This window comes from Ruminiclostridium hungatei, from assembly GCF_002051585.1.
Classification (GTDB): domain Bacteria; phylum Bacillota; class Clostridia; order Acetivibrionales; family DSM-1351; genus Ruminiclostridium; species Ruminiclostridium hungatei.
Window position 1 is genome coordinate 18,559 of record NZ_MZGX01000028.1, and the last position, 14,149, is coordinate 32,707.

The following is a 14,149-nucleotide window of genomic DNA, read 5'->3' on the forward strand; positions in this document are numbered from 1 at the left end:
TAACTGTCATATTACAAAATGCAAATGTAAAATTGAAATAATATACAAATAATGTTATAATTTTACTGATTTCAAGTAAATTGGGAATTTAATATCAGATTATTGCACCTTTGGTGCGAATTTTGTGTTGATTCTCAAGCTTGCTGTTTATTTCATAAACGGAAATCAGGAAAAATATTATTTGGAGGGGTGTATTTCAATGAAAAAATTTTTCCGCAAAGCGGTCTCAATAGTGACCGCGCTTGCACTGGCATGTTCTGTTCTTTTATCCATGCCTGTTTCAGTACAGGCTGCTGCTTCCCTGCCGCTAAAGGTTGAAGCGGAAGCCTGCAAACTCAGCAATGGTGCCACTGTTGCCACCAATGTCTACGGAACCAGCTATCCGGGATATTCTGGTGACGGCTTTGTATGGGCAACCAATGCAGGAACCATAACCCTGGAGGTTACAGTTCCGGAAAACGCCATGTATGAACTTTCGACCCGCTGCTGGATGTATCTTGGCAATATTGGTGAAACTAGAATGCAGGTTGTAAGTGTAAATGGCGTATCACAGGGCAACTACTATATTCCAAACAAAGGAGGCTGGATTGACTACAGCTTCGGCTATTTCTTTCTTAAAGCAGGTACTTCCAAAATTGAAATTGGAACATCGGGTAGCTGGGGCTTCATACTTTACGACACAGTGACATTTGACTACGCAGATATGACTGATCTGGACATTGATCCGGCTACCTGCGATACAAATGCGACTTCAGAAACAAAGTCCCTTAAAAAATACTTGACCGGTGTCTATGGCAATCACGTTATTTCAGGCCAGCAGGAAATCTACGGAGGCGGCAATAACGGTGATATGGAACTTGAGTTCAACTATATTTATGACAAAACCGGAAAATATCCCGCAATCAGAGGCTTTGACCTGATGAATTACAATCCGCTTTACGGCTGGGAGGACGGCTCGACCCAGCGTATCATCCAGTGGGTAAAAGAGCGCGGAGGAATTGCAACAGCCTCCTGGCATATCAATGTGCCCAGTGATTTTACCAGCTACAAATTAGGGGATAAACTGGATTGGACAAAATGTACATACAAGCCTACTGCAAGCTTTAAAACTGCCAATTGCCTTGATAAGTCCACCAAGGAATATGCATATCTTATGCTGGCAATTGACGATCTTGCAAAGCAGCTAAAACTTCTTCAGGATGCAAATGTACCAATACTTCTGCGTCCTTTCCACGAAGCAGAAGGCAACAATAATACTGATGGCTCCGGTGCGTGGTTCTGGTGGGGTTCGGGCGGCTCTGAGGTATACAAGCAGCTCTGGAAACTGCTTTACACCACTCTTACCGAGAAATACGGCATTCACAATGTAATTTGGGAGGTAAACCTTTACAGTTACACTAATTCGGCTCAATGGTATCCGGGAGACAACTATGTGGATATAGTGGCCTATGACAAGTACGAGGGCTCACCGTACACCTGGAACACAAGCGCTGCAACCTCGGTATTCCTTACCCTGGTGAACTACACAAAGGATACCAAGATGGTGGCAATGACTGAAAATGACGTAATCCCTGATATTCAGAACATAGTAAATGAAGGAGCCTGGTGGTTGTATTTCTGTCCATGGTATGGTGATTTCATAACCGGCACAAGATTTAACAATCCGACACTTCTAAAAACCATATACAACAGCCCATATGTACTTACGCTGGATGAACTGCCTGATGATATTTACCAGTCTTCACCCTCCACAGGCTTACCAGGTGATCTCAATCTGGACGGAAGCTTTGATGCCGTTGATTTCGGACTTATGAAAGCATACCTTTTGACAAATACCACTCCCATCAATATGAAAAATGCGGATGTGGATGGAAATGGACAGGTAGATGCCCTTGATTTTGCATATATGAAGCAAAGACTCCTGGGCACTATTACAAAATTTCCAATTGAATGACATATAGAAACATATAGAATAATATATACAATAGCAATGAATTAAAATTGAGCTGCACACCTGCTGGTATATTACCCCGGTGTGCAGCCTTTTTTAAAATAATCCTGCCACTTGTTTTAACAGCCGGATTTTAAATTTTATGCGCTGGCACTTATTGCAACCGTAAAGATTTTTTCTATAAGTGACAATGCACCTCTGTAGCCAACATAGGATCTGGACAAAACTACCTCATAGGAGGATGGGAAGCCTACTTCAACAATATTTCCCTTAAGCTCCCGTGCAATGTCCCTGTCCCAGGTAGTGCCGAAAATTATTGCAGGCTTTTCAGGTGATGAACGCAGAGACTCTTCAATAAGATATCCGTCTTCCAGGAATTCAACCTCAAGGCTGACATCAGTATCGATATTTCTGAAATCTTCACGTATTTGTTCTTTAAATTCTTCAGGTGTGTTTTCGGTAATAATTTGCTTGACAGAAATCAGACCCAGCTGCTTGACCAGAAATTTGGTTATGGAAAGATTATATATGCTGTCACTGACAACTGCAAATCTGGCCGGTACTCCCCACCAGTATTCAGAATAGAAGTCCGAGAAGTCCTCCAGGTATTTGTAGTATTCTTTTTCCTCTTTCTTAATAAAGGCTTCGGTGGTTTCCTGGTCAAGGACTGCAAATTGTGTTACCTTTCTCAGAAAATCAGAGGTTTCAATAGCTCCTATTGGAATTGAAGGTATGTGAAGATAGGGCTGCTGGTATTTCTCCTGCAAGTATTCAGCGACACTCTTCCCTACCCAGGGAGATATAACCAGGTTAAAAGCGGCCTTTGGAATATCCAGCCATTCACTTATGCCCTTGGAATCATGCCCGAACAGGATATTCACCTTAAGCCCTATTCCCTCAAGAATCCGTTTGATTTCGCTCAGATCACCCCTCCAGTATGTATTCTGGTATGGAACTTCCGACCATACATTTACTGTGTTTTTGGTTTTATCTCCGGAATAGTCCCCCACATACTGCTCTATTATTGCCCGTATAACAGTTTCGTGGCCTGTCAGATTATTGCCTCGAAAACCACCGGTTTCCGCATATACAATAGGTACGCCCTTACTTTGGAATTCACCTACCACAGAAGGTATGTCATCACCTACAATATCTGGAATACAGCCGGTAAGCACCACAAAAAGGTCGGCATCTACAATTTTAGTGGAAGCCTGTATCAATTCTCTGAGCCGGTCATCTCCACCGAACACAACTTCATTCTCCGAAATATTTGCACTTGGCGGAACAGCACCGCCACTATAGCCCCCTCCCTGAAAGCCGTTGTAAAAGGCCAGGCTTACATACTGCTTATCCGCACAACCCGGGCCGCAGTGGGTAATAGGCACCACACGGGGAATTGCAGATGCAGTGTGCATGGCTCCGATTGCACAGCCGTAACGGGGACGGCTTATGGAATTAGTTTTTAATTCTTCTAGTACAGACATTTTATATCCTCCATTTGAAATAATTGTTCATTCTCATTTTAATCCTGATATATCAGTTCGGGATTTTTGGCAATTATGTACGGGTCAGTTTGCTCCAGCCACCATTTTGTATAAGGCAGCTTGACATGCTTGGAAAGATCCTCATGAAATTTTTTGCGCTGGAGAATTCCCAGAATGGCATTGCCCAGGTTGACTATTCCGTCATAGCCTACTGCAATGTGTTCATCCCCCAGGGGGGCAGCGGGTATTCCCAGCCGGGAAGCAAGCGGAGCAAGGCCATTATGGCGTATAAGTATAAAATCCGGTTGGACTTTTTTAAGAAGGGCATAAAACTGGTGCTGCTGCCTGTTACTGACACTGAAGCTTTCCACATCCCCATAATTATCCACAAGATAGGATAAAGTATCCTGGGCCGGATCTTCACTGTCATATACAGGATCATGGTGAAACACCAAGGAGCCGTTTACCTCTATGCCCAGTTCTCTCATTACTGAGATAAGGCCGTGGGAATATGCGGAGCCTGTGGCAACATAGCCCTTTTTGCCTTTTAATTTGGTTTTTACATCTTCTATGAGCGGTTTCACCCGTGCATGCTCCCTTGCAATATAGCTTTCAGCCAGCTCTTCGCGGTTTGTAAGTTTCGCAAGTCCCCTTATCCATGCATCCGTGCCAGCAAAGCCGTATGGCTGAGGAGCCTTCAATTCCGGCACACCGAAATTCTGCTCCAAGCCCTGGGCAAGATATGAGGAGAGCGTATTGCAGAAACCAACTGTGGCCACAGCTTCCGACATTTGCGCCAGGTCCTCTACTGTTGCCATATCAATAACATAATTTACACGCAGATTCAATTCCTTAAGCATAGGGGTAAAAACATCCGAGCCCCATAGATTAATAACGTTGACCAGATCCTCCTGCTTTTTTGGCTGCTTTCTGACAATATCCCTTAATATACCATGCTGGGTGGAATCAAAGCCTGTACTCCAATGCTTTGAACGGAAGCCTTCACAGTGAAGGGGCACTACAGGAATCCCAAGCTTTTCAGTATACTGGGCGGCAACACTGTCTATATCATCGCCGATTATTCCTGTCGCACAGGAGGTGCCGATGAAAACAGCCTTGGGCTTATATCTGTCCCAGACATCTTCCAGGGTTTGTTTCAACTTATCCAGGCCTCCAAACACCATATCCTTTTCCAGCAGGTTTGTAGATACTATTCTCAGGTTTTCAACAGGCAGATTCCTTATGGACAGTCCATTCCTGTAAATAGAATTGTATATGGTCTGACTGACGGCACAGCCTATGGGTGAATGCTGTATAAGTACGGCATCCCTTACATTCCCTGCCTGACATTCAACCATTTGTTCACTGCACACAGAGCCCTGGGTAAAGGGTCCTCTTACTTCGCATAGCTCACAAGTTTTTCCGCTCCTTTGGGTACAATTCCTGGCATAGCCGGACGCATTCGCCAGAGTGTCGGCATTACCGTCCCAGCCGATTATTGTTCCCAGTCTCTGTTCCCGGCTTTCAACCGCTGTTGCTGCTAAATTGATTCTTTTCATAAAATTCCTCCGGTTATTTTTCAATTTTCAGGTCTGCAATTCAAAATTCAAAGTTTTAAAAGCTTCAAATAAAAAAAGACTGTCAATAAGCATTTACATACTTAAAACAGTCTCTGATATCTTCAGTCAACATTTTATAATTAGTATTCTCAGTAAAAAATCACTATTATATTGTAGAAATTGGGACAAATTATTGTCCGTCCGTCAAATATACTATGCATATATATTTAATATGCTTATATTATCATATACTTTATTCTTTGTAAATCCAAAATTTGGTTAAAAAATCAAATCAATCAATCTTCGGCAAAATAATCAAAATCAAACTGACTTACCTTGTTTTTACCGGAATATTCGTTTTCCTGGTCATCTTCCTTATCAGGCTGTGCTTCGGCCTTTTTGAATTTTGAGGAAGTATCAAATTCCTTATATTCATCTTTTTCCTTAAACTCTTTAGACTCCTTAAATTCCTTGAATTCCTTGAATTCACCAAACTCATTGAATTCCTCGGACTCCAGCAATTCATCCAGCACACCGTTTTCCTTTAAAAGCAGAAAAAGTATTGCCGCTTCCCAATAGGTCAACTTTTTTCCCTTACACTTCTTTTTGTGCTTTCTCAAATCCCCGTCATATTCATTATTCTCATATGCCTGCCCGCTGACCTGCTGTTTGAAATCACCCTTTAAAGAAGCATCATGTTTATTGACCGATGACTTTTTATTCTTTCTTTTTTTGCCATATCTAGCCATAAATTACGCTCCCGGAAAAAATATCATGTTATATAATATGTAAAGTTGACATAACACGAAACAAATTGTTTGCTTTAAAAAAAATAAATCTGAAAGACAGGCAAAAAAACAAGATAGCTTAACTATTTTTAATTGAACTTTTTATAGAAATACCAACCTGAATACAGGCCCGGTATTGCCACCCAGAGTAAAATGCAGACAGGCACTACAGTCTCAGCTTTGATAAAGAATGAAAGGACAAACTGAATAACAGCCAATGGGAAAGCAGTATAGCCCACCAGCTTGTGGGCCAGCCTCCAGGTAGCTTCATCCCTGACCGTCCATGGAAGCCTTAAACCAAGATATCTGTTAAAGGGTATCTTAGGTGCAAGATTGCCAAAAACCAGCATGAATACTGAGATTGCAGCCACCTTCAATTGTTCTGCAGCAGTGTCGGAAAGTTTTCCGTCCAACAGTTTAAACCTTACTGTTATTACAATCAGCAGAATTACAAAAGCAGCTATTCTGTTAGCCAGGCGAAAAGTTTTAACCTTTGGGTTTTCCTCCGACAGCCTGGTGATTGCAGGTGCTTTTATGTCAATGACAACTAATGCTATAAGTATAACGGCGGGAATTACCGCCTCGGCTATAGCATTATCACCGGAAAATATACCTGTGATGATGATTAATACGGATACAGCAAAAAAGAAAATATTTAACAGGTTCACTTTTGAATTTTTCATAGTTGATTCTCTCCTTTTCCATTCTCAAAAAACCCAAGAAATCCTCCGAGCACACTTTGCAAAACCGAAAGGTTTATTGAATATATTACAAATTGCCCCTTCTTTTCGGCAGTTACCAGTTCGGCCAGCTTCAATATCTCAAGGTGCTTTGAGATAGAGGGCTGAGACATGCTGAAGTGCTGCACGATTTCATTTGCCGACATATCCCCCATTGACAGGAGCTTCAGTATTTCCCTTCTTGTGGGGTCGCTCAGTGCTTTAAATGTTCTGTTCAAGCTATCACCTCAACTACTTCTTATAAACATATAACTATTTAGCTATATATTTATATTATTACATTCCTGCACTAATATCAAGTATTTCAAAAATTTTAAATTTAAAGTTTTATAGAATTTCATGATACAAAAACAACCCGGCGCCGGTGATTTGGAAATACAGGCAGTCGGGTTGTTTTCATAAACTGAACGGACACAGCCGTTACTTATTTTATAAAGAACCTATGATTTAATATTCAGGATAAATGAACTTAAGCTTGTTATTTTTATCCAGTGACCCAAGATATCCGGTGGAAAAACCGTCATAGGCATCCTTTCCACTGGCCGCTATCTTGGTGATACTGCTTAAGCCCTTTACTTTTGCTGGCTTTATCTTTTCAGAATTGTACTTCCACTCCCATACATCACCCTTACCGTCAAGTGCATAGCCCGTCATTCTTCCGGCCTCAATCTGCTTGATTCCAGTGAAGCCCGTGATTTTTACAGGCTTCTTGGCAGAATCGGAATTAAAGCTCCACTGCCACACAGTATTGTCCTTAAGCAGTGCCAGTCCGCAATCGGCTCCTGCGGAAACCTGCACTGCATTCTTCAGGCCCTGCACCTGCTGCGGTTTTTTCTGGTCTACAAAATCAGCAATCAACTGCTTATCGCACCACTGCCAGACAGTACCGTCCTTTTTTAATGCAATGGCGTCAAAATCCCTCATGGAAATGCTCACAACATCTTTCAGACCTTTGACTTCAAAAGCCTTAAGATTGTTGCCCACGCCCCAAACCGTACCATCTGTTTTAAGAGCGTAGATTCCTTCAGAGCCAACGCTTATTGAACCCACCTTGGTTAAATTTTCAATCTTTTTCTTCAGCGTATACTTGTTTGGTATTTCATAATCCTGCTCGTAATAATTAACCTCCCCTGATTTGCTTAAGGCCCACAAGCCATAATACATATCGGATGAAGCCATTTTTACGTTGGTCAGCTCCTTTATCTGCAGCAGCTCGGTTTTGTTGTATTGGCTTTTATACACCTTTCCGTCAGATGCAGTGAAATAAATATCATTACTGCCGCCCATGATGCTGGTATAGCTAATTTTAGCAGCCGCTGCAAAGATACTGCCCGACATGGACAATATCAGTATGACTGCGCTGGCAAGGATGGTGAATCTTTTAATATGTTTCTGCAAATGTTTCTTCATTTAGTCCTCCAAAAATAATATTTGTAAGGATATTCTAAAGTAAATTACCTTTTTTGACAATATTTTTATATAAAAATGGTATAATTTCTTTAAACTTTCGTTTTTCTGTTTATTAAAACCGAGGCCAGAATGCTTGCTGCAAGGATTGTAATTATGACCGCCAATGAAAGCTCAACAGGTATTTTTATGTGTACCATCAAAAGTAGCAGCTTAATACCTGTAAAGGTAAGAATCAATGCCACACCATATTTGACATATTTAAACTTTTCGTGAAGATTACCCAGCACGAAATACATGCTTCTGAGTCCCAGAATTGCAAAAATGTTTGAGGTATATACAATAAACGGGTCGGTTGTAATTGAAAATATTGCCGGAATGGAATCCACTGCAAAAATAATGTCGGTAAATTCAATAAGTATTAAAACTGCAAATAATGGAGTGGCATACAAAATGTTCTTCTTTCTTACAAAGAACCTGTCTCCCTCCATACTGTCGCTTACAGGTATGATCTTCCCCAGCACCTTCAGGATTTTACTGTCCTTCACATTGCTGCTCTCCTGCCCAAACATCATTTTTATGCCGCTGATTATAAGAATTGCACCAAAAATGTAGAGCATCCAGTGAAATCTGTTAACAATAGTAACTCCCAGCAACACAAAAATCAGCCTTAGTATAAGAGCACCTGCAATTCCGTAATTCAAAACCCTCCTTTGATACTGCGGCTTTATTCCAAAGCTGCTGAAAACCATAATGAAAAGGAATAAATTATCCACGCTCAAGCTTTTTTCAATAACAAAGCCTCCCAGAAACTCCAGAGCCTTCTCTTGGCCCATGAACAGGTATACCCCAACATTAAAGAGCAGGGCCAGTCCTATCCAGAATGCTACCCAAAGAAGTGCTTTTTTTGTTGACATAAATGTACCTCCGTAATATATGTGTTTTATTTTATAAAGACCCGTAAATAAGCTCATAATACAAAAAGACTCTGAGACAAAACCACAGGTTTTGTCTCAGAGTCTCACGAATTAAGGATAACCGGGCCTAAATGCCGTAATGACGGATAATCCTCTGCTGCTGCAGACCGTTACTCCCTCTGTTGAATTTAAGTTTATTCAGATTGCTTTCTGCCTTTTATCCAGGTTATAACAACCGGCAGCAGTGAAATAGCTACAATGGCAAGTATAACCAGTGTGAAATTTTCACTTACCGCTGGTATGTTGCCAAAAAAGTAGCCTGCGGTAATACAGATGCCAACCCAGGAAATCCCGCCTGCAATGTTATAAAGAATGAACTTTCCGTAACGCATGCTGCCCATGCCTGCCACAAAAGGAGCAAAGGTTCTGATAACTGGAATGAACCTTGCCAGGATTACTGTTTTTCCTCCATGCCTGGTGTAGAATTCATGTGCTTTGTCCAGATGCTTTACATTAAGGAATTTTACATTTTGCTTTCTGAATATTTTCGGCCCAAGATACTTGCCTATATGGTAATTTACCGTATCGCCTATAATTGCTGCTGCAATCAGCACTGCTGCAATCAGCCATATATTCATTGCTCCCGAAGCAGATAAGGCTCCCACAACAAATATAAGGGAATCGCCCGGCAGAAACGGTGCCATGAACAGCCCGGTCTCACAGAATATAATCAAAAACAAAATAACATATGTGAAACCTCCGAATTTTTGAATCAAATCCGTCAGGTGATTGTCCAGATTAACTATGATGTCAATCAGGGTATAAATTATGTCCATTATTCCTCCGTATAATTAATATATCCTGTGCATTTTTCTTTTCTTAATCATTATTATTTCCAGATTTACTTTTTATCAAGAATAATTTAAGACATGTCTTTCAAAAGATTTCTCAAGAAAAGCTGTTTTTCCGACGTATGAACATTGTAATATGATATATATGGCTTTGTCAATCGGCTGAATGTTAATTATATGTTAACTTGAAGTATAAAATTTCATTTTTTTAAAGAAATTGTTGGTCATATTATTTTCAGTTAATCAAATAATAGCAATGAGGTGATTTATTTGAAAAGGTTATTCATTATAACGGCATTGGTTTTCAGTTTGTTGACAGTCGGGGTTTTTGCAAGATCTTATACTTGTAAGCAGGGAGATACCCTCTCGGGAATTGCTGCAAAATACGATACAACTATAAGCAAATTAAAAGCCTGCAACCCCCAGTTGAAAAATTCTTCTGCAATTAAGCCCGGGCAAAAGGTCACACTTCCCGACCAGGGCAGTATAACCGATTATGAGAAGGAAGTGGCGAGGCTTGTTAATGTTGAAAGGTCTAAAAGAGGGCTTCAGACACTCACATTAAACGCACAGATATGCAAGGTTGCAAGAATCAAAAGCCAGGATATGATAAACAAGCGGTACTTTTCCCATACTTCTCCAACTTACGGGTCACCGTTTAAAATGATGGAGAGTTTTGGAATCAGGTTCTCTTCCGCCGGTGAAAATATCGCCTATGGCCAAAGGACGCCTGCAGAGGTTATGCAGGGCTGGATGAATTCTCCGGGACACAGGGCCAACATACTGAGCGCTACCTACACCAATATAGGCGTGGGCCTTGCAAAATCCGGTACAGGGGTAAAGTATTGGACTCAGATGTTTACAAAGCCTTTAAAGTAACGAGTTAATGTATCGGCAAGATTTAATTCATAACTGAATTAAGCAGTGATGATTAAAACAAGAGCAGTGTCACCATGGTGACACTGCTCTTGTTTTGTCATTTTCTATTTTCCTGAAGCTTCGCAGCTTTCAGATTTTTCACAGCCGGAACAGCCGCAGCAACTGCTGCCCTTTTTCTGATTCTTAACAATTTTTCTTATGGCAAAAAACAGAACTACACACACGGCACCAACTAAAATAAAATCAATCATAAACAACGCCTCCTAGCGGGATAGCTCGGCGTATTTCTTGCTGCTTCTGAATTTACCGGAAATTCCGATAATAAGAGCTACAACAATCAATGCACCAAAGACAATCAAAACAATATCTCCATTTACTACCGCATTTTCTGAAGAAGACTCCATAAGTGATATATCAAGCACCTTAGGCTTAACTGCCGAAGTACCCCTGAATATAAAGCTTCCTATGGTATTAACAAGAAACGCACAAATATAGGCAAAACCGGTTTGGTAGGACACGGCAAACAGTGTTGATTTCCAGCTTCCGAATTCCTTCTTCATTGAACCGATGGCAGCAAAGCAAGGTGCGGCAAACAGTGTAAACATCATAAATGCGAAAGCTGATACCTGGGTGAAGGATATTGGTACAGCCGAACCAACGGAAGCAAAAGTGGCAACAACGACCTCTTTTGCAACGAGTCCGGTAAGGGATGCAACAACCGGTGCCCAACTGTCGCCAAAGCCAAGCGGCATAAACACCCAGCGAACCGCATGGCCGATGGTGGCAAGCATGCTTTCGTCAATCCTGTCTGCTCCCACATAACTAAGTGTGAAGCTGAAGTTCTGCATGATCCAGAGTGCAGTACAAGCTACAAATATAACAGTACCGGCTTTTTTTACAAAAGATTTGGCCTTTTCCCACATGTGAATTGCCACACCCTTGAATCTTGGAAGCTTGTAGTTAGGCAATTCCATAACGAAGGGAGCAGGTTCTCCGGCAAATCTTTTTGTTCTCTTCAGGATAATACCCGAAACAATTACCATACATATTGAAATCATATATATGGAAGGCCCTACCCAGGATTCTCCCGGGAACATCATTGCAATGAACATTGCAAAAACAGGAAGCTTGGCACCGCATGGAATAAAAGGTGTAAGCATAATGGTCATTTTTCTGTCTTTTTCATTTTCAATGGTTCTGCTTGCCATTATTCCGGGAATTGAACAACCTGTTCCAATAAGCATTGGAATAAAGGATTTGCCTGAAAGCCCGAATTTTCTGAATATCCTGTCCATAATAAACGCAACTCTGGCCATATATCCGCTGTCTTCAAGCAGAGACAGGAACAGGAACAATATCATCAATTGAGGTACGTAAATAAATATTGCAGATATACTGCCTACAATACCGTTTACTATAAGGTCCAGAGCCCATTCCGAGGCTCCCAGGCTGGTAAGTCCGGTCTCAACGCCTCCCTGAATCCATCCGAAGAAGCTTTCAACCCAGCCTATGGTCATATCGCCCACAGAGGTAATCGAAATATAGTATATAATCCATAAAATACCGAAGAATATGGGCAAGGCCAGCCACCTGTTGGTAACAACCCTGTCAATCCTGTCAGAGGTGGTCATTCCCCTGCCGCTTTTTTTATAGCTCTTTTGAATTACCTTGCTTATATAATTGTATCTTTCATTTGTTATGATACTTTCAGAATCGTCATCAAGCTTTTCTTCACAATTTTTGATGACACCTTCGATTTCAGCAGCCAAGCCGTCATCCAGCTTTAACTTCTCCCTTACCTTTTCATCTCTTTCAAAAAACTTTACAGAGTACCATTTAAGCTCCGAACCGTCAGCTATCCGGGCTTGAACAAGCTCTCCGATTGTGCCCACTGCAGCTTCGACTTCATCGTCGAATTTGTGCCGGGCAACAGTCTTCTCCCCGCTTTTTGCAATTTCCAGGGCTTTTCCGATCAAATCCCTGAGACCCGTCCCCTTTACTGCGGAGGTTTCAACAACCATGCAGCCCAATTCCTTTGAAAGCTGAGCAGTATTAATCTTGTCACCGTTTTTTTCAACTACATCCATCATATTTAATGCAACAATTGTAGGAATACCTATTTCAACTATCTGGGTAGTCAAATAAAGATTTCTCTCTATATTTGAAGCATCAACTATATTGATTATAGCATCGGGCTTTTCATCCAGCAGATAGTTTCTGGTGATTACCTCTTCAAGGGTATACGGGGACAGGGAGTAAATACCGGGAAGATCCATTATAATTACGTCCTTATTTCCCTTGAGTTTGCCCTCTTTTTTTTCTACAGTAACACCGGGCCAGTTCCCCACATATTGTGAGCTTCCTGTCAATTCATTAAACATTGTAGTTTTTCCGCAGTTCGGATTTCCTGCAAGAGCTATTTTTATTGCCATTGTAAGTTCCCCCATCTCTTGTTAGCATAAGCTAACTAAAGCTTAAAAATAATTAAATCCGGTTATTCCACTATAATTTTTTCAGCGTCGGCTTTCCTTAAGGACAATTCATAGCCTCTCACTGTAATTTCAATTGGATCTCCCAAAGGTGCAACTTTTCTTACAACCACCGTAGAACCTTTTGTGATTCCCATATCCATTATCCTTCTTTTGGTGGCCCCTTCTCCTTCAAGTTTGATAACCGTCACACTTTCACCAGTATTTGCGGTTTTAAGAGTTTTCATATTAACCTCCGATTAAATAACAATTCTGCTTGCCATGGATTTGTCCAGAGCCACTCTTGAATTCTTAACGCTGAGAATCATATTGCCTCCCAGTTCCGAAACCACTGTAACACTTCCTCCTACGACAAACCCCAGGCTTTCAAGGAATCTTTTGGTATCATCCTTGCCAAGAATTTTTTTTATATAGTTTTCTTCTCCTGTTTTTGCAAATGTAAGCGGCATATTTAAAACCCCCCTTATTTTCAACAGCCATATAACGGCCATATTATGTAATCATACCAAGTTAGATTTAGCTAACTTTGAAAGCAAAAATACAGTTAGCACGAGCTAACTTTCACTAATAGTTTACTATAGCTAACCTGTCCTGTCAATATATATTTTACCAGTTCATGATAATAAATCCTTGCTGCTTATTCAGTTGTTGATAATTCTATTTACATATACTATAATTAATTGATATATAATTCCAATCAGGAGGCTGGCGATGATTCACGAATCAGGAGAAGATTATTTGGAAACCATTCTATTGCTTCAGAATGAAACCGGTTCGGTCCGCTCAATAGACATAGCAAGGAAACTGGGTTATACCAAAGCCAGTATCAGCCGTGCCATGAGCATTTTAAAAAAATCTGAATATATAGTTATTGATGGTGAGGGCCAGATTATTTTGACTGAAAAAGGCCTGCACAAGGCAAAAGATGTGTATGAACGTCATCAATTGATAACCACCTATCTGGTCAGCGCCCTTGGAGTCTCCATGGAAACTGCTTCCGAGGATGCCTGCAGGATTGAGCATGTCATAAGTGAAGAAAGCTTTGAAAAAATTAAAAAATACGTAAACAGCCTGTAAGGCTGTT

15 protein-coding genes are annotated in these 14,149 nt (G+C 41.0%); 3 read left to right on the forward strand and 12 right to left on the reverse strand.

Features of this window, described 5'->3' with window-relative positions:
- Window positions 1–199 precede the first annotated feature (199 nt).
- A complete protein-coding gene (locus tag CLHUN_RS17955; protein ID WP_080066071.1) occupies window positions 200–1,954 on the forward strand; it encodes a glycosyl hydrolase in 1,755 nt (584 codons plus the stop codon).
- Window positions 1,955–2,091: 137 nt separating this feature from the next.
- On the opposite strand, the gene CLHUN_RS17960 is transcribed toward CLHUN_RS17955, so the two are convergent.
- The 8 genes from CLHUN_RS17960 to CLHUN_RS17995 form a co-directional block, all read right to left on the reverse strand.
- Window positions 2,092–3,435 (reverse strand): nitrogenase component 1, encoded by a 1,344-nt coding sequence (locus CLHUN_RS17960; protein WP_080066006.1) that lies wholly within the window; start codon window positions 3,433–3,435, stop codon window positions 2,092–2,094.
- Window positions 3,436–3,473: 38 nt separating this feature from the next.
- Complete coding sequence (locus tag CLHUN_RS17965) at window positions 3,474–4,994, reverse strand: nitrogenase component 1 (protein WP_080066007.1); 1,521 nt, start codon at window positions 4,992–4,994, stop codon at window positions 3,474–3,476.
- Between the two features lie 296 nt (window positions 4,995–5,290).
- The gene (locus CLHUN_RS17970; protein WP_080066008.1) at window positions 5,291–5,743 is read right to left on the reverse strand and encodes a hypothetical protein; all 453 of its coding nucleotides are present in this window, start codon (window positions 5,741–5,743) and stop codon (window positions 5,291–5,293) included.
- A gap of 128 nt (window positions 5,744–5,871) precedes the next feature.
- Window positions 5,872–6,465, reverse strand: a complete 594-nt coding sequence (locus CLHUN_RS17975; RefSeq protein WP_080066009.1) for an SdpI family protein — start codon at window positions 6,463–6,465, stop codon at window positions 5,872–5,874.
- On the reverse strand, window positions 6,462–6,740 hold the full coding sequence (locus CLHUN_RS17980; RefSeq protein ID WP_080066010.1) for an autorepressor SdpR family transcription factor: 279 nt from the start codon (window positions 6,738–6,740) through the stop codon (window positions 6,462–6,464). Before CLHUN_RS17980 ends, CLHUN_RS17975 begins: the two co-directional genes overlap by 4 nt.
- A 229-nt stretch (window positions 6,741–6,969) precedes the next feature.
- Window positions 6,970–7,932 (reverse strand): RCC1 domain-containing protein, encoded by a 963-nt coding sequence (locus CLHUN_RS17985; protein WP_080066011.1) that lies wholly within the window; start codon window positions 7,930–7,932, stop codon window positions 6,970–6,972.
- 89 nt (window positions 7,933–8,021) lie between these two features.
- Entirely contained in the window at window positions 8,022–8,846 is an 825-nt protein-coding gene (locus tag CLHUN_RS17990; protein WP_080066012.1) for a TerC family protein, read from the reverse strand.
- 194 nt (window positions 8,847–9,040) lie between these two features.
- The gene (locus CLHUN_RS17995) at window positions 9,041–9,682 is read right to left on the reverse strand and encodes a DedA family protein (RefSeq protein WP_080066013.1); all 642 of its coding nucleotides are present in this window, start codon (window positions 9,680–9,682) and stop codon (window positions 9,041–9,043) included.
- Window positions 9,683–9,967: 285 nt separating this feature from the next.
- Between CLHUN_RS17995 and CLHUN_RS18000 the strand changes: the two genes are divergently transcribed.
- The gene (locus CLHUN_RS18000; RefSeq protein ID WP_080066014.1) at window positions 9,968–10,576 is read left to right on the forward strand and encodes a CAP domain-containing protein; all 609 of its coding nucleotides are present in this window, start codon (window positions 9,968–9,970) and stop codon (window positions 10,574–10,576) included.
- Between the two features lie 104 nt (window positions 10,577–10,680).
- Here the strand turns inward: CLHUN_RS18000 and CLHUN_RS18005 are convergent, their stop codons facing one another.
- The 4 genes from CLHUN_RS18005 to CLHUN_RS18020 all read right to left on the reverse strand — a co-directional run bounded on the left by CLHUN_RS18005 (window position 10,681) and on the right by CLHUN_RS18020 (window position 13,514).
- Window positions 10,681–10,827, reverse strand: a complete 147-nt coding sequence (locus CLHUN_RS18005; RefSeq protein ID WP_080066015.1) for a FeoB-associated Cys-rich membrane protein — start codon at window positions 10,825–10,827, stop codon at window positions 10,681–10,683.
- Between the two features lie 12 nt (window positions 10,828–10,839).
- On the reverse strand, window positions 10,840–13,008 hold the full coding sequence (feoB, locus tag CLHUN_RS18010) for a ferrous iron transport protein B (RefSeq protein WP_080066016.1): 2,169 nt from the start codon (window positions 13,006–13,008) through the stop codon (window positions 10,840–10,842).
- Window positions 13,009–13,070: 62 nt separating this feature from the next.
- Entirely contained in the window at window positions 13,071–13,292 is a 222-nt protein-coding gene (locus CLHUN_RS18015) for a FeoA family protein (protein WP_080066017.1), read from the reverse strand.
- 12 nt (window positions 13,293–13,304) lie between these two features.
- The gene (locus CLHUN_RS18020) at window positions 13,305–13,514 is read right to left on the reverse strand and encodes a FeoA family protein (protein ID WP_080066018.1); all 210 of its coding nucleotides are present in this window, start codon (window positions 13,512–13,514) and stop codon (window positions 13,305–13,307) included.
- A 262-nt stretch (window positions 13,515–13,776) separates the two neighbouring features.
- Here CLHUN_RS18020 and CLHUN_RS18025 point away from each other — a divergent pair, with 262 nt between their 5' ends.
- Window positions 13,777–14,142 carry a metal-dependent transcriptional regulator gene (locus tag CLHUN_RS18025; protein WP_080066019.1) on the forward strand — a complete coding sequence of 122 codons (366 nt, stop codon included), beginning with the start codon at window positions 13,777–13,779 and terminating at the stop codon, window positions 14,140–14,142.
- The last annotated feature ends 7 nt before the right edge of the window (window positions 14,143–14,149 follow it).

Coding starts and splice junctions, on each gene's coding strand:
- CLHUN_RS17990 (WP_080066012.1), bottom strand. CDS start 8,846: ATGTCAACAAAAAAAGCACTTCTTTGGGTAGCATTCTGGATAGGACTG.
- CLHUN_RS18025 (WP_080066019.1), top strand. CDS start 13,777: ATGATTCACGAATCAGGAGAAGATTATTTGGAAACCATTCTATTGCTT.
- CLHUN_RS18020 (WP_080066018.1), bottom strand. CDS start 13,514: ATGCCGCTTACATTTGCAAAAACAGGAGAAGAAAACTATATAAAAAAA.
- CLHUN_RS17995 (WP_080066013.1), bottom strand. CDS start 9,682: ATGGACATAATTTATACCCTGATTGACATCATAGTTAATCTGGACAAT.
- CLHUN_RS17965 (WP_080066007.1), bottom strand. CDS start 4,994: ATGAAAAGAATCAATTTAGCAGCAACAGCGGTTGAAAGCCGGGAACAG.
- CLHUN_RS17955 (WP_080066071.1), top strand. CDS start 200: ATGAAAAAATTTTTCCGCAAAGCGGTCTCAATAGTGACCGCGCTTGCA.
- CLHUN_RS17960 (WP_080066006.1), bottom strand. CDS start 3,435: ATGTCTGTACTAGAAGAATTAAAAACTAATTCCATAAGCCGTCCCCGT.
- CLHUN_RS17970 (WP_080066008.1), bottom strand. CDS start 5,743: ATGGCTAGATATGGCAAAAAAAGAAAGAATAAAAAGTCATCGGTCAAT.
- feoB (WP_080066016.1), bottom strand. CDS start 13,008: ATGGCAATAAAAATAGCTCTTGCAGGAAATCCGAACTGCGGAAAAACT.
- CLHUN_RS18005 (WP_080066015.1), bottom strand. CDS start 10,827: ATGATTGATTTTATTTTAGTTGGTGCCGTGTGTGTAGTTCTGTTTTTT.
- CLHUN_RS18015 (WP_080066017.1), bottom strand. CDS start 13,292: ATGAAAACTCTTAAAACCGCAAATACTGGTGAAAGTGTGACGGTTATC.
- CLHUN_RS17985 (WP_080066011.1), bottom strand. CDS start 7,932: ATGAAGAAACATTTGCAGAAACATATTAAAAGATTCACCATCCTTGCC.
- CLHUN_RS17975 (WP_080066009.1), bottom strand. CDS start 6,465: ATGAAAAATTCAAAAGTGAACCTGTTAAATATTTTCTTTTTTGCTGTA.